The sequence below is a fragment of the Sinorhizobium sp. BG8 genome (assembly GCF_016864555.1).
Lineage (GTDB): Bacteria > Pseudomonadota > Alphaproteobacteria > Rhizobiales > Rhizobiaceae > BG8.
Genome location: NZ_CP044011.1, coordinates 3,889,341 through 3,906,031, shown reverse-complemented (window position 1 = coordinate 3,906,031; position 16,691 = coordinate 3,889,341). Strand labels below are relative to the sequence as shown.

General features: G+C 60.9%; 20 protein-coding genes. 8 read left to right on the top strand and 12 right to left on the bottom strand.

Features of this window, described 5'->3' with window-relative positions:
• Positions 1-3 precede the first annotated feature (3 nt).
• Entirely contained in the window at positions 4-849 is an 846-nt protein-coding gene (gene lgt / locus F3Y30_RS18300; RefSeq protein ID WP_203424113.1) for a prolipoprotein diacylglyceryl transferase, read from the bottom strand.
• Positions 850-1,046: 197 nt separating this feature from the next.
• Between lgt and F3Y30_RS18295 the strand changes: the two genes are divergently transcribed.
• From F3Y30_RS18295 to F3Y30_RS18280, 4 genes are all read left to right on the top strand, one after another.
• A complete protein-coding gene (locus F3Y30_RS18295) occupies positions 1,047-1,307 on the top strand; it encodes an accessory factor UbiK family protein (RefSeq protein ID WP_203424112.1) in 261 nt (86 codons plus the stop codon).
• 389 nt (positions 1,308-1,696) lie between these two features.
• Positions 1,697-2,197, top strand: coding sequence for a YbjN domain-containing protein (locus F3Y30_RS18290; protein WP_203424111.1), 501 nt, complete (start codon positions 1,697-1,699; stop codon positions 2,195-2,197).
• Positions 2,198-2,199: 2 nt separating this feature from the next.
• Entirely contained in the window at positions 2,200-3,018 is an 819-nt protein-coding gene (gene proC / locus F3Y30_RS18285) for a pyrroline-5-carboxylate reductase (RefSeq protein WP_203424110.1), read from the top strand.
• A 114-nt stretch (positions 3,019-3,132) separates the two neighbouring features.
• Positions 3,133-3,474, top strand: coding sequence for a tRNA-binding protein (locus F3Y30_RS18280; protein WP_203424109.1), 342 nt, complete (start codon positions 3,133-3,135; stop codon positions 3,472-3,474).
• Between the two features lie 36 nt (positions 3,475-3,510).
• On the opposite strand, the gene F3Y30_RS18275 is transcribed toward F3Y30_RS18280, so the two are convergent.
• The 5 genes from F3Y30_RS18275 to hppD form a co-directional block, all read right to left on the bottom strand.
• The gene (locus F3Y30_RS18275) at positions 3,511-4,890 is read right to left on the bottom strand and encodes an ATP-binding protein (protein WP_203424108.1); all 1,380 of its coding nucleotides are present in this window, start codon (positions 4,888-4,890) and stop codon (positions 3,511-3,513) included.
• Between the two features lie 43 nt (positions 4,891-4,933).
• Positions 4,934-5,635, bottom strand: a complete 702-nt coding sequence (locus tag F3Y30_RS18270) for a response regulator transcription factor (protein WP_203424107.1) — start codon at positions 5,633-5,635, stop codon at positions 4,934-4,936.
• Between the two features lie 23 nt (positions 5,636-5,658).
• The gene (locus tag F3Y30_RS18265) at positions 5,659-6,093 is read right to left on the bottom strand and encodes a MarR family transcriptional regulator (protein ID WP_246752994.1); all 435 of its coding nucleotides are present in this window, start codon (positions 6,091-6,093) and stop codon (positions 5,659-5,661) included.
• A 408-nt stretch (positions 6,094-6,501) separates the two neighbouring features.
• Positions 6,502-6,765, bottom strand: coding sequence for a hypothetical protein (locus F3Y30_RS18260; protein WP_203424105.1), 264 nt, complete (start codon positions 6,763-6,765; stop codon positions 6,502-6,504).
• A 289-nt stretch (positions 6,766-7,054) separates the two neighbouring features.
• Positions 7,055-8,164, bottom strand: a complete 1,110-nt coding sequence (hppD, locus tag F3Y30_RS18255) for a 4-hydroxyphenylpyruvate dioxygenase (RefSeq protein WP_203424104.1) — start codon at positions 8,162-8,164, stop codon at positions 7,055-7,057.
• A 129-nt stretch (positions 8,165-8,293) separates the two neighbouring features.
• Here hppD and F3Y30_RS18250 point away from each other — a divergent pair, with 129 nt between their 5' ends.
• The 3 genes from F3Y30_RS18250 (at position 8,294) to F3Y30_RS18240 (ending at position 9,798) form a co-directional block, all read left to right on the top strand.
• A complete protein-coding gene (locus F3Y30_RS18250) occupies positions 8,294-8,758 on the top strand; it encodes an Lrp/AsnC family transcriptional regulator (RefSeq protein WP_203424103.1) in 465 nt (154 codons plus the stop codon).
• Between the two features lie 137 nt (positions 8,759-8,895).
• Positions 8,896-9,060, top strand: coding sequence for a hypothetical protein (locus F3Y30_RS18245; RefSeq protein ID WP_203424102.1), 165 nt, complete (start codon positions 8,896-8,898; stop codon positions 9,058-9,060).
• A gap of 96 nt (positions 9,061-9,156) precedes the next feature.
• A complete protein-coding gene (locus F3Y30_RS18240; RefSeq protein WP_203426674.1) occupies positions 9,157-9,798 on the top strand; it encodes an MBL fold metallo-hydrolase in 642 nt (213 codons plus the stop codon).
• Between the two features lie 67 nt (positions 9,799-9,865).
• Here the strand turns inward: F3Y30_RS18240 and F3Y30_RS18235 are convergent, their stop codons facing one another.
• From F3Y30_RS18235 to F3Y30_RS18210, 6 genes are all read right to left on the bottom strand, one after another.
• Positions 9,866-10,291: a BA14K family protein gene (locus F3Y30_RS18235; protein ID WP_203424101.1), complete on the bottom strand. Its 426-nt coding sequence runs from the start codon at positions 10,289-10,291 to the stop codon at positions 9,866-9,868.
• Between the two features lie 139 nt (positions 10,292-10,430).
• Complete coding sequence (locus tag F3Y30_RS18230; protein ID WP_203424100.1) at positions 10,431-10,646, bottom strand: cold-shock protein; 216 nt, start codon at positions 10,644-10,646, stop codon at positions 10,431-10,433.
• Between the two features lie 446 nt (positions 10,647-11,092).
• Positions 11,093-11,992, bottom strand: coding sequence for a DMT family transporter (locus F3Y30_RS18225; RefSeq protein WP_203424099.1), 900 nt, complete (start codon positions 11,990-11,992; stop codon positions 11,093-11,095).
• 146 nt (positions 11,993-12,138) lie between these two features.
• Positions 12,139-13,281, bottom strand: a complete 1,143-nt coding sequence (locus F3Y30_RS18220) for a PQQ-dependent sugar dehydrogenase (protein ID WP_246752793.1) — start codon at positions 13,279-13,281, stop codon at positions 12,139-12,141.
• A 151-nt stretch (positions 13,282-13,432) separates the two neighbouring features.
• Positions 13,433-13,888, bottom strand: a complete 456-nt coding sequence (locus tag F3Y30_RS18215; RefSeq protein WP_203424097.1) for a hypothetical protein — start codon at positions 13,886-13,888, stop codon at positions 13,433-13,435.
• Between the two features lie 200 nt (positions 13,889-14,088).
• Positions 14,089-15,024 carry an EAL domain-containing protein gene (locus F3Y30_RS18210; protein ID WP_246752792.1) on the bottom strand — a complete coding sequence of 312 codons (936 nt, stop codon included), beginning with the start codon at positions 15,022-15,024 and terminating at the stop codon, positions 14,089-14,091.
• A gap of 350 nt (positions 15,025-15,374) precedes the next feature.
• Here F3Y30_RS18210 and F3Y30_RS18205 point away from each other — a divergent pair, with 350 nt between their 5' ends.
• On the top strand, positions 15,375-16,577 hold the full coding sequence (locus F3Y30_RS18205; protein WP_203424096.1) for a pyridoxal phosphate-dependent aminotransferase: 1,203 nt from the start codon (positions 15,375-15,377) through the stop codon (positions 16,575-16,577).
• Positions 16,578-16,691 lie beyond the last annotated feature (114 nt).

The window sequence follows — 16,691 nt, the reverse complement described above, 5'->3', positions numbered from 1 at the left end:
TGGTCACTCTCTGACAGGATGCTTGGCGATTGCGGAAGCGCATACCCAGATGCCGGCAGCGAGCATCGGCAGCGACAATACCATGCCCATCGTCAGCCATCCGCCATAGAGATAGCCGAGTTGCGCATCGGGTTCACGGAAGAATTCGACAAAGATCCGCGACAGCGCATAGCCGCTGACGAAGAGGCCAGAGACGAGCCCCGGTCGCTTGAGGGCCCCCAGTCCATAGACGGCGATCGCGAGCACGACGAGCAGAACGATACCTTCGAGCCCTGCCTCGTAGAGCTGGCTCGGGTGGCGCGCGAAGGGGCCACCGCTTGGGAAGACCACGGCCCAGGGGGCGTCGGACAGCCGGCCCCAAAGCTCGCCGTTGATGAAATTGGCAATTCGTCCGAAGAAGAGGCCTACAGACACGACCGTGGCCACGATGTCGAACAGGCTCCAGACCGCGATCCGGTTCCTTCGTGCAAAGAGGATCATCGCGACGATCGTTCCGGTCAGGCCGCCGTGGAAGGACATTCCACCGTTCCATATCTGAACCGCGCGGACCGGGTCTGCGGCGACGTTTGCGAAATCGTAGAAGAAGATGTAGCCGAGCCGGCCGCCCAGGATGACGCCGACCGCCGCCCAGACCAGGAAGTCGTCCAGGTGGGCGCGGGTCATCGGAGCAGCGCCGCCGGCCCACAGGTTGGGACGCGCAATCAGGCGGCTTGCATAGAACCATCCGATGAGAATGCCCGCGACATAGGCGAGGCCGTACCAATGAACCGCGAGCGGGCCGATCGAGAAGGCGATCGGATCGATATCCGGAAACGGCATGGTGGCGAGGAGATTGAGGGCGCTGTTCAAGGGCTGGATCCGATCGTTTTTGCGCGGAACATGAAGTTCGCACGGGGCCGGGTCAAGACGATTCTGGCATTTCCAGATCGAAGGCGCGCTTCCGGCTGTTCGATTCTTCTTGCAACGGATTGGGTCAGACCCTACCTCAAGGCAAAGGCGCGGCAGTCTGCCGATGCCGCCGACGACATGAACGAGGAGACCGGACGATGAGCACTGGGGCAAACCGCATTCTGGATGACTTCGCTAAGCTGATGACGGATGCCGCCGGTGCGGCGCAGGGCGTCCGGCGCGAAATGGAGACTGTTTTCCGGGCGCAGGCAGAGCGCCTGATAAACAATCTCGACGTCGTCAAGCGCGAGGAATTCGAGGCTGTCAGGGAGATGGCGATCAAGGCCCGCGACGAGAACGACGCGCTCCTGAAGCGTATCGAAGCGCTCGAGGCTTCCCTAGCGGCAGGCGGAAAGTGAGCCTGCCGTCACTGCTTGTCGCGTTGTGACTTCCGGTTGCGCTGATTCTGGCGCTGCCAACCAAATTTTTTAATGATTTTTTTACCCCTGTGGACACTCGCGAAAAACGCTTATCGCAGAGTCGCTTAAGTTCCTGGGCTGAATCTCTTTCACAGCATCTGTCCACAATGGTCCCCGACAAATTGACGTCGGGGGGCTGGCGCAGTGAATCCGTCATTATACACTGATTTTAAATGATGATTCGAAACGGGCCGCGCAAGCTTCAGGCAGGGTAATTGGTTCAAGCTGCGCAGAGTGCCGGGCAATCATTCAATGTCGTATCCGGAGTATGGTTTGCCGCGTCGTGTGTGAACACGACGACGCATGCCTGCCGGTCAAGAAGGTGATGCATGAGCCTCATGGAATTGGAAGTCGAGCGCCAGTCAAATCCGGTCGATACGATCGAATTCGTCGCTGCCAACAACGACTGGTCTTTCGAGCGATCGGGTGAGGATGAGCTCGCGATGACCGTCGAAGGAAAGTGGACCGACTACCATGTGTCCTTTTCCTGGATGGAGGAGTTCGAGGCGCTGCATCTGGCCTGTGCCTTCGACATCAAGGTTCCCGAGAGCCGCGTCAACGAGGTCATCCGCCTTCTGTCCCATGTGAATGGTCAGGTGCTGATGGGACATTTTGATCTCTGGCGCCATGAGGATGTCGTGATCTTCAGGCAGTCTCTTCTTCTCGCAGGCGGGGCGGAGCCTACGAATCAGCAGGTGGAAGTCCTGCTCTCCAGTGCTCTTGAAACCTGCGAAGCGTATTTTCAGGCGTTCCAGTTCGTCGTCTGGTCCGGCATGGACGCGCAGGGCGCTGTCGATGCAGTTCTGTTCGAGACCGTGGGAGAGGCATGAGCATGTCGGTGGCAGCGTCCGGTCCGATCGTTCTCGTCGGTGCAGGCAACATGGGTGGTGCCATGTTGTCCGGCTGGCTGAAGAGCGGCGTCCCCGGCAGTTCCATCGTCGTCATCGATCCTGCCCCCAATCCCACCATGGCGAAGGTAATTGCCGATAGCGGCATCCGCCATGAAGCCGGTGCGCCCGAAGGGCTGAAGGCCGGCGTCCTGCTCATCGCCGTCAAGCCGCAGGTCATCGACCAGGTGCTGCCGCCGCTGAAGTCGCTCGTCGGGCCGGAGACGGTTGTCGTGTCGGTCGCTGCGGGCAAGACGCTTGCCAACCTGCGCGCCCATCTGGGCGATGCGGCCATGGTGCGGGCCATGCCAAACACGCCTGCCATGGTCGGCCGCGGCGTGACGGGTGCCTATGCCAGCGCCGGCGTCTCGGATGGCCAGCGCGAGTTCGTACATTCGCTCCTGAAAGTGAGCGGTCCGGTCGAATGGGTGGATTCGGAAGCCGACATCGATGCGGTGACCGCGGTTTCGGGCAGCGGGCCTGCCTATGTCTTCTATCTCGTGGAGTGCATGGCGGAGGCCGGTCGCAAGGCCGGTCTTAAGGCGGACCTTGCCATGCGCCTCGCACGGGAGACTGTCGCGGGGGCTGGTGAACTTCTCTACCAGTCCCCCGATGACGCTTCTCGCCTCAGGCAGAACGTGACGTCACCTGGTGGCACGACTGCGGCCGCCCTCGCTGTGCTGATGGCGGAGGACGGCATGCAGCCGCTTTTCGATGCGGCTATCGAGGCAGCGCGCAAGCGCGCGCAAGAGCTTGCCGGCTGATCGTTTCTGCTTCGATCAGCCAGGGGCGGCGTTCGGACCGCCCCTTCGCTTTTCCTTTCGAACTTCCTGCTGCCCGTCCATGACGGGCGAACTCGTATCTGACAAGGATTTGCCATGACCGAAACGATTGCCTATGCCGATTTCGAAAAGGTCGACATTCGTGTCGGCACGATCGTCGAAGCGGCAACGTTTCCCGAGGCGCGCAAGCCCGCCTACAAGCTCCTGATCGATTTCGGACCGGAGATCGGGCTCAAGAAGTCGTCGGCGCAGATCACCGTGCATTACAGCGCCGAGGAACTCGTCGGCCGCCAGGTGCTCGGTGTCGTCAATTTCCCGCCGCGCCAGATCGGCCCCGTACGCTCCGAAGTTCTCACGCTGGGTTTCGAGGACGAGGCCGGGGCAATCGTGCTGGCGGCAGCCGACAAGCCGGTTCCGAACGGCAAGAAGCTCTGCTGACGGATTGATCAAACGATCCGCTGGCCCGAGGTGCGGTCAGGCGGGAATACGGATCACGGCGCGAAGACCTCCCATGGGACTGTCGGCGAGCGTGACGTTACCGCCGTGGCTGCGTGCGATGTCGCGTGCGATCGCCAGCCCAAGGCCCGTTCCCGAAGCATCGAGATTGCGCGCTTCGTCGAGCCTGAAGAACGGCTTGAAGACGTCGTCGCGGAAAGCCTCGGGAACACCGGGCCCATTGTCATCGACCGTAATGGTCAGCCACTTTGCGCGATTGCGCGACTCCACATGGACCTTTCCGGCGTAGCGCAGGGCATTCGAGACGATGTTCGCAACGAGGCGCGTGAAGGCGTTCGGCCGGACCAGCACGGTATCGTCGCCATGGATCTCGCAGCTGAAATCGCGCTCAAGCAGTTCTGCCTCCATTCCTAGCTTGTCGAAGAGCTCGCCGAGGTTCAGGCGCCCGACGTCCTCCTCGGCCTCGCCGCGCGCAAAGGCGAGGTAGCCTTCGAGCATCGTCTGCATGTCCTCGACGTCCTTGCTCAGCGCGTCGTGCTCGGGGCTGTTGCCGGCAAGCGCAAGCTGGAGCTTGAAGCGGGTGAGGATCGTCCTGAGGTCGTGGCTGACGCCGGTGAGCATGGCGGTACGCTGCTCGATCTGCCGCTCGATCCGTTCGCGCATCAGCATGAAGGCAAGCCCCGCGCGGCGTACCTCGTCGGCGCCGCGTGGCGCGAAGTCCTCGGGCATTTTCTGCCCCTTGCCGAAGCTTTCGGCTGCCTTCGCCAGCGCAAGGATGGGCCGGATCTGTCCGCGCAGGAACAGGATCGAGATTGCCAACAGCACGAGGGACGTTCCCACCATCCAGACCAGGAAGATATGGGTGTTGGAGGCATAGGTCTGGCTGCGGCGCGCGTAGACCCTGAGGATCTCGTCGTTCAGCAGGATGCGGATTTCGACCAGGTTGCTATCGCCAACGGTGTCGATCCAGAATGGCCGATGGATCTGGTCGGAGATTTCCTCGCTCAGGATGTGGTCGAGAATGTTGAAGAACGGCTTCGGGCGGGGCGGCGGCAGCTCCGTGCCCTTGTCGATGGAAATGTTGAGATCGAGCCGCTCGCGCGCGATGCGGGCAATGTCGGCATCGCTGTTGGGCGGGAAGGTGTCGATCATGTCGATGATCGCGGCGATATCGCGCGTGACGGCAGTCGACAGGCGCTGCGTCACGAGCTGCCAGTGCCGCTCCATGAACACGCCGGCAACCACCGACTGCAGAATCACCATGGGGATGATGATGATGAGCAGCGAGCGCGCATAGAGGCCGGTCGGCATCTGATGGCGCATCCAGCGCGCCACGCGCCGCCAGCCGGTCGCTGGCGTGCGGGCAATTTCCCGCTTGAAATTTTCGAACGTGGTCATTTCGCCGCCCTGGCCATTCGCAAATTGATGCGCCTTGCTCTCGTTACTCTACACTGAGGCGGTAGCCTATGCCGCGAACCGTCTGAAGCCACACCGGATTGGACGGATCATCCTCTATCTTTCGCCGAAGCCTGTTTATCTGCACGTCTATCGTGCGCTCACCGACCTCGGCATCGCCCGCGATCAGCTCATGCCGGGGAATGGTCTCGCCGGCCCTGAGCGAGAAGAGCATCATGATCTCCTGCTCGCGGTCTGTCAGCTTGATACTATCGCTACCGCGGCGCAATTCCTTCCGGACGACCGAGAAGGTGTAGGGCCCGAAGATTACCTGTTCGATCTTGGGCGCGAACGGTTGCGCGTTGCGCTTCAATATGTTGTTGACCCGCAGGACCAGTTCGCGCGGATCGAAGGGCTTCGGGAGGTAGTCGTCGGCCCCGGCCTCGAGGCCCGCAATGCGTGCGTCGGACTCCGCGAGCGCCGTCAGCATGATGATCGGCACCGACTTGATTTCCCGCAGGCTCTGGGTCAGCGTCAGGCCGCTTTCGCCCGGCATCATGACGTCCATCACGATCAGATCGAAATCGATGCCGTTGAGCTTGCGCCGCGCCTCGTCCGCATCACCTGCAACGGTCACGCGAAACCCCTGTTCCACGAGGTAACGATTGAGCAGTTCGCGTATTCGCCTGTCGTCGTCCACAACAAGGAGATGGGCTGCGTCGTCCGCAGGTCGTACGGTCGCGATCATGGTCTTCGTTCCCTTGCCGCGCTTTAGCTTTCGCGCGTGTTCTGCATTCCGGCTAGAAAGCGCATTACCGCACGCTTGTCGTCTGCCGTGAAGTCCTGAAATGCGCGGGATATGCGGCGGGACTGTGGCTCCGCCAGCGCCAGCGCGAGCTCCCGGCCTGCGCGTGTGGCATAGAGCTTGCGCTGCCGGCGATCTTCCGGGCCGGTGACCTGCCGAATATAACCTGAATCCACCAGTTGCTTGAGGACGCGCGCGAGGCTCTGCTTCGTGATCCTGAGGGTGTCCAGCAGATCGGCCACTGTCATTCCGGGTTCGCGGCTGACGAAGTAGACCACGCGGTGATGGGCGCGCCCGAAGCCGATCGTTTCGAGAATGGCATCCGGATCGGAGATGAAGTCGCGATAGGCGAAAAAGAAACCTTCAATCACTTCGAAGTCGATCGAACCTTCTTCGGTTATCGCTTCCTCATGGCGTTCTGTGGCGGAGCGCTTCTCCGGCGCCTGTCTTGCCGCATGGCTGTTCTGCTTCATCTATTCCGTTCCCCACGAAACATCGTAAAAAGTCAGTTATACTGACCTATCTCACCCCCAGGAAGGCCTTTCCTCTGGCATGCCCTTCACCGTCACGCGGCATAGGTCGGAATCGGCGGGATCTCGCGCCCCTGTCAGGATCCTTACACCATGCCTGCCGTACGATACTGGTTAAACCTTAGCAACCGCGACAATCAACACAAAGAATGGCCTCCTCACGGCGGAAAGTCGTTTGCGATGACGGAATCCGGCTGTGACTTGACGATATGCAAAGAAGGCGGCACCCGCGCCGCCTTCTGCATTCATTGATTGAGGCCTCCCCGATCGGTGTTTCCTCTATTTCCGGCCCAGCACGGCGCCTACGATGGCCTGCAGCACGCCGCCGCCGACCAGCCCGCTGATCGCGCTGGATACGAGTCCCGCCACCGCGGCCTCGCCTCCGAGCATCTGGACAAGAAATCCCCCGCCTACACCCCCGATGGCTCCCACGATGGTTCTGACGACAACGCTGACGGCCTGCTGCTTCAGTGCCGCACCCGCCGCATTGCCGCCGATGGCGCCGGCAATCAGTTGAGTGATGAGTGGCATCAATGCTTCCATGATTCCCTCCACTTTTGCCCGGCCGGATCACGAGCGGATGCCGAAACGGACGCTGCGCATCAACGATGGGGCGAGCGAGACGCACAAAGTCCGTCGCCTCCATTGCCGAACCCCTCGGCAGTTCGCAGCGTGGTTGTAAATTAGCAGCCTGTCAATTTAGCGGGGCTGGAACGTGGTGGCGGGAGCGTCGGGTGTCTGGCCCACCGTGCAGGAAGTCGAGGGAATTTGTTTTGGAATCAAAGGAGTGGGGCCCGGTAAAGAAGGCCCCCCGAAACCCAGCGCTATAGTTTCATTCCGCAGCGTCGTTGAAGACTCCGCGGAGAATCTGGTCCTCCTCGATTGATTCGAACAGAGCCTTGAAGTTGCCTTCGCCGAAACCCTCGTCGCCCTTGCGCTGGATGAACTCGAAGAAGATCGGTCCGATGACGGTCTTGGAGAAGATCTGGAGAAGGATCTTGGTCGTGCCACCGTTCACCACGCCCTCGCCATCGATGAGGATGCCGTGTCTTTGCAGCCGGTCGATCGGTTCCTCGTGGCCAGTGACGCGTTCCTGCGACCTTTGATAATAGGTCTCCGGCGGACCCGGCATGAACTTGAGACCGTTCTTGGCGAGCCTGTCGGTCGCCAAGTAGATGTCCTCCGTTCCGACAGCGATATGCTGAATTCCCTCGCCGTTATACTTGCGAAGGAATTCCTCGATCTGGCTCTTGTCGTCGGTGGATTCATTCAAGGGTATGCGAATTTTCCCGCAGGGGGATGTGATAGCCCGCGAGACAAGCCCGCTCATCTTGCCGGCTATGTCGAAGAAGTGGATCTGCCGGAAATTGAAGAGTTCCCGGTAGAAGGCCCACCACTTGTCCATGTTGCCACGGAACACGTTGTGCGTCAGGTGATCGAGGTAGTAGAAACCGACGCCTTCGGGTTTCGGATCACGCTCGCCGAGCCACTCGAATTCAACGTCGTAGGCCGATCCCTTTTCGCCATAGGTGTCGATGAAATAGAGCAGGGAACCGCCGATACCAACGATCGCGGGGGCGTCGATGCATTTGTCCGTGCCGGTGTACTCCTCGGCGCCCATGCTTACGGCATGCTTCAGCGCGTGCGCGGCATCGACCACCCGCCATGCCATCGAAGGGGCGCAGGGACCGTGCTTCTCGACGAATCTGTCGGCGAAGGAGCCTTTTTCGGCGTTCAGGACGTAGTTGATGTCACCCTGCCGCCAGATGCTGATGTTCTTGCTGCGGTGTCTTGCGACCCTGCGATAGCCCATCCTGTCGAACAGTTCCTCGAGCTTGCCCGGTTCGGGGTGGGCGAATTCAACAAATTCGAAACCGTCAGTGCCGGCGGGGTTCTCCGCGGTGATTTCGGCGGCCGGTGCGTCGTGCGGAAAAGGGCCCATTATCATCCTCCATAGTTCCCATTCGTGCACAGTATGCGCCGCATCGGGTGCAAAGTGCTTGCATTTAGCGCGTGCTTGGCGGAGAATATGCATGTTCCGTGCAAGAATCCGGATTGATAGGACAGTGTCGTGCATCTTGACGATTTCGATCGAAAACTGCTTACGCACTTGCAGCTCGATGCTCGCCTCACCAACAACGAGCTTTCCGAGCGCATCAACCTCTCGCCCTCGCAATGCTCCCGCCGCAGGACTCGTCTCGAGGAGGAGGGGGTTATCCGCGCCTATCGCGCGGAGCTGGACCGGGAGAAGCTTGACCTCGGCATCGTCATAATCGTCACGGTGACCCTTGCCACGCATAACAGGGACAATGCCCAGCGGTTCGCCCGGCTCATCTCAAGCTTGCCTGAAGTGCTAGAGGCTTTCGCGCTGACCGGGGAGATGGACTACGTGATCAAGGTCGTGGTGCCGAACCTCAAGTCGCTTTCGGCCTTTGTCAACGACGTGCTCCTGCCGCACGAGTCGGTATCGCACGTGAAGACGGCGATCGTTCTCGACACGCTGAAGGAGACGACGGCGCTGCCGCTGATGCCGTGATGAAAGCCCGAAGAAAAAGGCCGTTTCGATTTGCAGTGTTCCCTTGGGAACAGAGTGCGCAACCGCGGCATTGTATGTCTCGATCATGCAACGACAGCAGGCATCAGGTGCCGGGTCGAGAGAAGAGGGACAGAGCCATGCACATCGAAGCCGTCACCGAAAAATCCAGCGTCGCTGCCCGCCTGCGGCCCGTCGTCTACGTTTACGCGGCCGTCAACATCGCCGTTGCCACGCTTCTCGTCACGACGGTTTCGTTCCCCGGGCCGGCATCCGCAGACCAGCAGGTCGTCGCAATGCGGTAGCACAGGCTTGCGTTTGCCCGCCTCGGGGTTGGTAAAAACGCGTCGTTGCCGCTATACCGGAGCGACCGACATTTCCCCAGCGAGGACATCATGGGCATGCTTCAGGCGGGCATCATTCCCGTCACCCCATTCCAGCAGAACTGCACGATCCTTTTCGATATGGACACCAAGGAAGGCGTGGTCATCGATCCGGGCGGCGATGTCGATACGATCATCGACACGGCGAAGAACAACGGCATCACGCTGAAGGCTATCTGGATCACCCATGGCCATATCGACCATGCTGGTGGCGCCAAGGAACTCAAGGAAGCACTCGGCCTCGAAATCATTGGCCCGCACAAGGACGATCTTCCGATCCTTCAGGCAATCGAGAGCCGGGCGGACATGTTCGGCATGGCTGGCAAGGTGAAAAACGTCGTGCCGGACCGCTGGCTGGAAGATGGGGACACGGTTTCGTTCGGCGATCACGAATTCGAGGTCTACCACACGCCCGGTCACGCACCTGGACATGTCATCTACTTCAACCGCAAACAGAATTTCGCCCATCTGGGCGACGTGCTCTTCCACGGCTCGATCGGTCGTACGGACCTGCCCGGCGGGAACGAACGCCAGCTGCTGGAATCGATCCGCGACAAGGTTCTGCCGCTCGGCGATTCGGTCGGCTTCCTCTGCGGCCATGGCCCGGGAAGCCAGATCGGGGAGGAGAGGCGCACCAATCCATTCCTTCGCGGCCTCTGAAAAACCGGAAGGGCGGCCGCGTCATCGCACGGCCGCCCTTCCCGGGAATTCACAAGTGGCGGCTGCCTCAGCCGCCGGCTACGCAGAAATGCTCCATGCCGTCATAGCCGACGAACGTGCCGGTGCGGGGATTGAAAGAGCGGTAGCGGTCGGAGCAGTAGCGGAACCAGCCGTTGCTCCAAGGCTCAAGGGTCTCGACGACAACGGGCCGCGGTTCGCGGTAGACGCGACGGGCGGGGTAGTAGCCGGGCTCGACATAAACGCGGCGGGGTGCCGGGCGATAGTAGCGCGGAGCAGGTTCGGCAATGGCGCTTCCGACAACGAGGCCTGTTGCCAGTCCCAGCGCGCCGCCGAGCAGCACGTCGTCAGTATTGTTGTCGTGATGATGATGGCGTCTCCAGTAGCGATCGTCAGCGCTCGCGTATCCGACCGACGAAAGGGTCGTGGCGGCGACAGCAGCTGTCAAAACGAAGACTTTCAGCAATCTGTTCATATCTTATTCCCACCGATATCCAGCTCCACGCGACTGGAATGATGGTGACAGACTACGTCAATATGGCTGAACAGAGGCTGAACAAAAAAACCCGGCATCTCTGCCGGGATACAACTTCAATCTTTCAGCAGAAACCGGATCAGCCGGAGATCTGCAGATTGACCGCCTTCGGGCCTTTGCCGCGGCGATCAGGTTCGGTGTCGAAGCTTACCTTCTGGTTTTCAGACAGTCCGTTCAGGCCAGAAGCCTGCACTGCTGAAATGTGTACGAAGATATCTGCACCACCGTTGTCAGGCTTGATGAAACCAAAGCCCTTCTCGGTGTTGAAGAATTTTACTGTGCCAGTCTCGGCCATGCGTCAGGTCCTTTTCTCTCTGCCCGTTTAGGCGGCGGGCAGCACTACAGTTTTGCCCCGGGGGGCGTGAGGCAGGCAGTTCTTGAGGGTGAGGAAAGGAGCCCATTATTGCCGCAACCAGCTATCCGGGCCGCCCATAAGGTGGATCGGTTCTGGCTGCTCAGAATTTTTTCGCGTCTCCGGCGCGTTGTTATCAAAGGTCTTCCCATGTTCGCAAATTGCCCGAACGAAGCAAGAGTGATGTGTTTATCTTGAATTGGCAAGCAAAAGTTTTCGGATCGATTTCACTCGCCTCACTTTGGTCAAAGTGAGAGCGTGCCGCGCAAAAACGTGGAGGATATTGGCACGGTCGTTCTTTCCTCTTTACCAAATAGATTGCAGGAGGGTGCGTTTCACCTCTTTGGAGCCGTCAGCACTGCTTCCGATCCGGCCTAGAGCCCAGGTGTTCAAGCCTTCGCTACAGTCAAGCGCCTTGCCTTACTGAGCTCCGGTACCAGCTCCGTGGCGAGGATTGCGACGAAGATGATCGCGCATCCGGCGTAGCCCGCAGGCGATATCGTCTCGCCAAGCAGGAGAACACCGAAGAGCGCTGCAAACAACGCCTCGCTGGAAAGGAAGATGGCGGCCTGTGGGGCGGAGGTATAGCGCTGGGCGACGTTCTGGAAAATGAACGCGAGGCCGCTGGAGAAGAGGCCGGCGTAGAGGATCTCCGGCAGCGCTCCCGTAATTGCATCAAGGCTGAGCGGTTCGTAGAGGTAGCCTGCCAGGCAGCCGAGGACGCCGCAGACAGCGAACTGGACGAGCGACAGCGCAACCGGGCGCCCCGAACGGCCGGCATGGATGCCGACCAGAATCATCTGGAGCGACCAGAGCACGGCGCAGCCGATGGTCAGGAGATCGCCGGTCCCGAGTGACGCGAGCCCACCACCGCTCAACAGGTAGATCCCGACCGTTGCCATCGCGGCGCTGGGCCAGATGATCCAGTGCGGACGCCGTCGCAAGAGGACGACCGTCAGGATCGGCGTGAACACGACGTAGAGACCCGTGAGGAAGCCCGAATTGGTGACGGTCGTCGTCTGAAGTCCGACCTGCTGTGTCGCGGCGGCGGCGAAGAGGGCGACGCCCGTCAGAATGAAGCCGATTTTGCTGGCGGCGGAGACAGTGCTGCCGGACCGGCGCCGCTCGACCAATGCCAGCGGTGTTGCGACAAGCGTGGCCACGCAGAAACGCAGGCCGATGAACCAGAGGGGGCCAAGTGTCTCCATCGCGGTCGACTGGGCAACGAAGCCTGCGCCCCAGATGCAACCGGCCAGCAACAGGAGAAGGTTCGCTCGAACGCGCGTCATGCCGTGTAAGTTCTACGTCGTGGAAAGTGTGTGGAGGGGTGACTCCGGTGCTGCCATGCCCCGGCGGGCAGACGGGTAGCAGGTGTCTCTATGCCAGGCAACCCCCGCGCGGTTGCGGCCGGTTGCCGACAGGCAACCCTTTTCGCTCAATGGTCGGCCGGTGCCCGGGAGATACGCAGCAAGGCCCCGTCGTCCTCGTCCGTCAAAAGCAGGATGGAGCCGTCAGGAGCGACCTTGACGTCGCGGATCCTTCCGAACTCGCCGTCCAGCATCCTCTCTTCCGAGACGATGGCTCCGGCGTCGTCACGCTCGAGCCGGGCGAGCATCTGGTATTTCAGCGCAGCGACTAGCAGGTTGCCGTCCCATTCGGGAAACATCTTGCCGCGATACACATCGATCGCTCCGGGCGCGATCGAGGGGTCCCAGTAGTACAGCGGCTGCTCGTAGCCCTCGGCCGTCGTCCCGACGCCGATGTCCGCGCCGCTATAGTGCTTGCCATAGGAAATGTTGGGCCAGCCGTAGTTCCTGCCCGCAGCAGGGGCATTGATTTCGTCGCCGCCTCGGGCGCCGTGCTCGACCGTCAGCAGCGTCCCGTCCTTCGGGTCGAAGACGATGCCCTGCGGGTTGCGGTGTCCTTTGGACCAGACTTCCGGAAGACCGTCGCCTGTGCCGACATAGGGGTTCGAGGCGGGAATGCTGCCGTCGGCGTTGATGTGCAGGATCGAGCCGGCGTGGTCGCGTGGGTTTTGCGCACGGTCCATCTCACCGCGATCGCCGATGCCGAAGAAGAGGCTGCCATCGGGAGCAATCGCAATGCGGGACCCAAAATGCTGTCCGCGAGTGCTTGGACGGCTCATCACGAACAGGGTTTTCAGTTCTTCCAGGCTCTTTTCGTCCTCGGACAGTTTTGCCCGTGCGAGCGCCGTGCCGGCGCCGCCCTTTCCGGGCGTGCTGTAGGTCAGGAAGAGGGTCCGGCTCTGTGCGAAATCGGGGGCAAGCGCTACGTCGAGCAGGCCACCCTGGCCGCGCAAGGCGATCTTGGGCAGTCCGGAAATCGGAGCGGAGAGGCCCCCGTTGCGGACGATGCGCAGGTTTCCGCCCAGTTCCGTCACGATGTATGCGCCATCCGGAAGCACCTCGACAGACCAGGGATGATCGAGGCCCGAGATGAGCGTATCGACCTGCAGTTCGGCCTTCTTGCTCTGAACGTAAAGTGGTTCGGCCCAGGATGCCGGGGCGCAGGCAAGCACCATGGCGGCTGCCGACGTCAGCGCGAGCCAGCGTCTCATCGACTTCCTTCTCCCGGTTACCGCATTCTCGTGCATCAATCCCATGCTCCCTTTTGCTGGTTAGTTGGACCAACCAGAGGGAAGGTTCAAGGGGTGGTCACGCGACGGTGATCACGCCAGCGTACCGGACGGCGAAAGCAGGTAACCAGGCTCAGGCCTCGCTCTGGTGCTTGCGAGGACGCTTCGACTGAAACAGGCTCTGGCGAACGAGAACGTGGCCTGCCCAGGCCATCAGGCCGAAAAGAATAACAACGAGGACCATGAGCAGCCCGCGGTCGGCAATGGGTGCATCCACGGCCGAATTCGTCGTGGAAATGCTGCCGGTCGTGGGATTGGCCGCAACGTCTACCGTAGCTGCCGCGTCGGATGCTGCAGTGTGGGGGACTGTTCGCGTATCGGCCTGCTGGGCAACGGCAAGCACCGCGGACGGCGACAGATGACCGACCGCGGTGATCGGGGCGGGAACGCTCGTTTCCGCCTGTGCCGTCCCCATCATGCCGAAGACCATCAGCATGCAGGCGACGAGCGCGGTCATGGCGATATAGAAAAGCGCGCGCGCCTCGTTTGCCTTCACAGCGCTGCGGGCGTTTTCGTCGTCCAGAAACATCGCGTCGTCCCCCGGTCTTCTGCCAAACCACGTTCACCATTCGAGGTGCTCAGGAGGCCCGCCGAAATCGGCGCAAGGGGGACGGAATTGCGGCAAGCCGCGACAGTTATCGTGGCGAAATCATGAAGTTGATGAATTGACGGTCTTGTCGTGTTTTCAGGCGAATAAGGGCCGTGCCTGAACCGTTTTCTATCAATCGCTCACAGTCCTCGCCTGCCGAATTGCCGTTGCGGCCTGCCGGGACGGGACTGGTCGCCATTGGACGGCTGGTGGACTGGTGCAGGCAGGCTGCGCTGGAGGGGTGAAGTCTGCGCGTTCGTCTCCGCGACAAGGCTCGAATCCGACTCCGGGAAACGCTGGTTGAAGTCGGTCGGTGCGATTTCCGGCCGTGCCAGCAGGTACCCCTGCATGAGGGGGCCGCCGAGATCGCGGCAGAGTTCGATCTGCCAGGGTTCCTCGATCCCTCCGAGAAGGGGCCTGATTCCCTGCTGCACAAACTGACCGACCACGACCCGCAGCAGCGCGACGCCCGCCGAATTCTCGACGAAGCTGCGCACCCAGGCGCTGTCGAACTTCACCAGGTCAGGCTTCAGCCGCCACAGGCGCTCCAGGCAGCGGTCGTCGCCGGAATATTCATCGATTGCCACAAGGAAGCCGGAGTCGTGCAGCCGGTCGGAGAAGCGGCCAAGAACTTCCGGATCATCGCCCGGACGTTCACATATCTCACAGGCGATCTGCCCGACCGAAAGGGACGCCTCGTGCGCCACGAGCTTCATCCGGTCGATCTCCTGCCGGATCGCATAGCGCGTGGTAAAGAGGCCGGGATTGAAGTTCACCAGAAGGATCGCATCCCGCCTTCCGAGGGCGCCGGCGTTCAGGATGTGCAGGCTGCGGCACAGGCTGTCGACCATCGCGCGGTCCTCATCCCTGACATGGGAGAAGAAGTCGGCGGGGGAGTAGGCGCGGCCGTCGGCGCCTGCGCGGATCAAGCCCTCGAAGGCCTCCACGTAGAGCGTTCCATCCTCAGCCTCGCGAAAAATGGGCTGCAGGGCGGAGTGAAGTTCGAACCCCTCGTGCATGGTGGAGACGGAGCCATCCGAGGCGCGGACGAGATTTGTGAAGATGCTTTTTTCCATGATCCGGGATCCAGTCGATCGCAACGGCACGTAGACGCGCGCATGCAGGGTAGTTTTCGTTCCTTACACCGGCGTTAACTTTTCGCCTAAAAGGCTGCCAATGTACCCCGGTTTTCAACTAGCAGATGTCCGGGGCACTGTACTGTCTGGGGCTCCGTCATGCATGCGAGACGCTGATGGGATCGATGAAACATTGTCATAACGCCCGGTTTTGCGCCTGACTGCCCGCTTTTTTCATCTCCGGCGCTTGAAAGACCACTGCACATTCGACATAGACCTAACCGCTATGGGCGGCTCCCGCGTCCCATGGCCTACGCTCAGTCTTTGAACCCGAACAGGACATTCCGATCATGGCCTTCCTTGCCGATGCTCTCTCTCGTGTGAAGCCCTCCGCCACCATCGCCGTTTCGCAGAAGGCGCGTGATCTGAAAGCAAAGGGCCGGGACGTCATTGGGCTCGGTGCCGGCGAGCCGGACTTCGATACACCTGACAATATCAAGCAAGCCGCCATCGAAGCGATCAATCGCGGCGAGACGAAGTACACGCCGGTCTCGGGTATCCCCGAGCTCCGCGAGGCGATCGCCAAGAAGTTCAAGCGCGAGAACAACCTCGACTACACCGCAGCGCAGACGATCGTCGGCACCGGCGGAAAGCAGATTCTTTTCAACGCCTTCATGGCGACCATGAATGCGGGCGATGAAGTCGTCATTCCGACCCCTTACTGGGTTTCCTATCCGGAGATGGTGTCGTTGTGCGGAGGCACACCGGTGTTCGTGGCAACGACCCAGGAAAACAACTTCAAGCTCAAGGCGGAAGACCTCGATAAGGCCATCACGCCCAAGACGAAGTGGTTCATCTTCAATTCTCCGTCGAACCCGTCGGGTGCTGCCTATACCCATGCCGAGCTGAAGGCGCTGACAGACGTCCTCATGAAGCATCCGCACGTCTGGGTGCTGACGGACGACATGTACGAGCACCTGACCTATGGCGACTTCAAGTTCGCTACCCCGGTCGAAGTCGAGCCCGGCCTCTACGACCGTACGCTGACCATGAACGGTGTCTCGAAGGCCTACGCGATGACCGGTTGGCGCATCGGCTATGCCGCCGGTCCGCTCGCGCTCATCAAGGCGATGGACATGATCCAGGGTCAGCAGACCTCGGGCGCATGCTCGATCGCCCAGTGGGCGGCCGTGGAGGCTCTGAACGGCACGCAGAAGTTCATTCCGGAAAACAAGAAGATCTTCGAGGGCCGCCGCGACCTCGTGGTCTCCATGCTCAACCAGGCCAAGGGCATCGAGTGCCCGTCTCCGGAGGGAGCCTTCTACGTCTATCCTTCGTGCAAGGGCCTGATCGGCAAGACGGCACCCTCGGGCAAAGTGATCGAGACGGACGAGGACTTCGTGTCCGAATTGCTCGAAGCCGAAGGTGTCGCCGTGGTGCACGGTTCGGCCTTCGGCCTCGGCCCGAACTTCCGCATTTCCTATGCGACATCGGAAGCCAACCTCGAGGAAGCCTGCAAGCGCATCCAGCGCTTCTGCGCCGCCTGCAAGTAATATCCGCAGTCTTGAAATCGAAAGCCCGCTGTGATGGCGGGCTTTTTTGTGAGTGTCGGGTGGAGTGGCCTCCATCCGCCAATCCCTAACTGGCAATGCCTGTCGATGACAGGC

Coding starts and splice junctions, on each gene's coding strand:
- F3Y30_RS18295 (WP_203424112.1), top strand. CDS start 1,047: ATGAGCACTGGGGCAAACCGCATTCTGGATGACTTCGCTAAGCTGATG.
- F3Y30_RS18290 (WP_203424111.1), top strand. CDS start 1,697: ATGAGCCTCATGGAATTGGAAGTCGAGCGCCAGTCAAATCCGGTCGAT.
- proC (WP_203424110.1), top strand. CDS start 2,200: ATGTCGGTGGCAGCGTCCGGTCCGATCGTTCTCGTCGGTGCAGGCAAC.
- F3Y30_RS18280 (WP_203424109.1), top strand. CDS start 3,133: ATGACCGAAACGATTGCCTATGCCGATTTCGAAAAGGTCGACATTCGT.
- F3Y30_RS18275 (WP_203424108.1), bottom strand. CDS start 4,890: ATGACCACGTTCGAAAATTTCAAGCGGGAAATTGCCCGCACGCCAGCG.
- F3Y30_RS18270 (WP_203424107.1), bottom strand. CDS start 5,635: ATGATCGCGACCGTACGACCTGCGGACGACGCAGCCCATCTCCTTGTT.
- F3Y30_RS18260 (WP_203424105.1), bottom strand. CDS start 6,765: ATGGAAGCATTGATGCCACTCATCACTCAACTGATTGCCGGCGCCATC.
- hppD (WP_203424104.1), bottom strand. CDS start 8,164: ATGGGCCCTTTTCCGCACGACGCACCGGCCGCCGAAATCACCGCGGAG.
- F3Y30_RS18245 (WP_203424102.1), top strand. CDS start 8,896: ATGCACATCGAAGCCGTCACCGAAAAATCCAGCGTCGCTGCCCGCCTG.
- F3Y30_RS18240 (WP_203426674.1), top strand. CDS start 9,157: ATGCTTCAGGCGGGCATCATTCCCGTCACCCCATTCCAGCAGAACTGC.
- F3Y30_RS18235 (WP_203424101.1), bottom strand. CDS start 10,291: ATGAACAGATTGCTGAAAGTCTTCGTTTTGACAGCTGCTGTCGCCGCC.
- F3Y30_RS18230 (WP_203424100.1), bottom strand. CDS start 10,646: ATGGCCGAGACTGGCACAGTAAAATTCTTCAACACCGAGAAGGGCTTT.
- F3Y30_RS18225 (WP_203424099.1), bottom strand. CDS start 11,992: ATGACGCGCGTTCGAGCGAACCTTCTCCTGTTGCTGGCCGGTTGCATC.
- F3Y30_RS18220 (WP_246752793.1), bottom strand. CDS start 13,281: ATGAGACGCTGGCTCGCGCTGACGTCGGCAGCCGCCATGGTGCTTGCC.
- F3Y30_RS18215 (WP_203424097.1), bottom strand. CDS start 13,888: ATGTTTCTGGACGACGAAAACGCCCGCAGCGCTGTGAAGGCAAACGAG.
- F3Y30_RS18210 (WP_246752792.1), bottom strand. CDS start 15,024: ATGGAAAAAAGCATCTTCACAAATCTCGTCCGCGCCTCGGATGGCTCC.
- F3Y30_RS18205 (WP_203424096.1), top strand. CDS start 15,375: ATGGCCTTCCTTGCCGATGCTCTCTCTCGTGTGAAGCCCTCCGCCACC.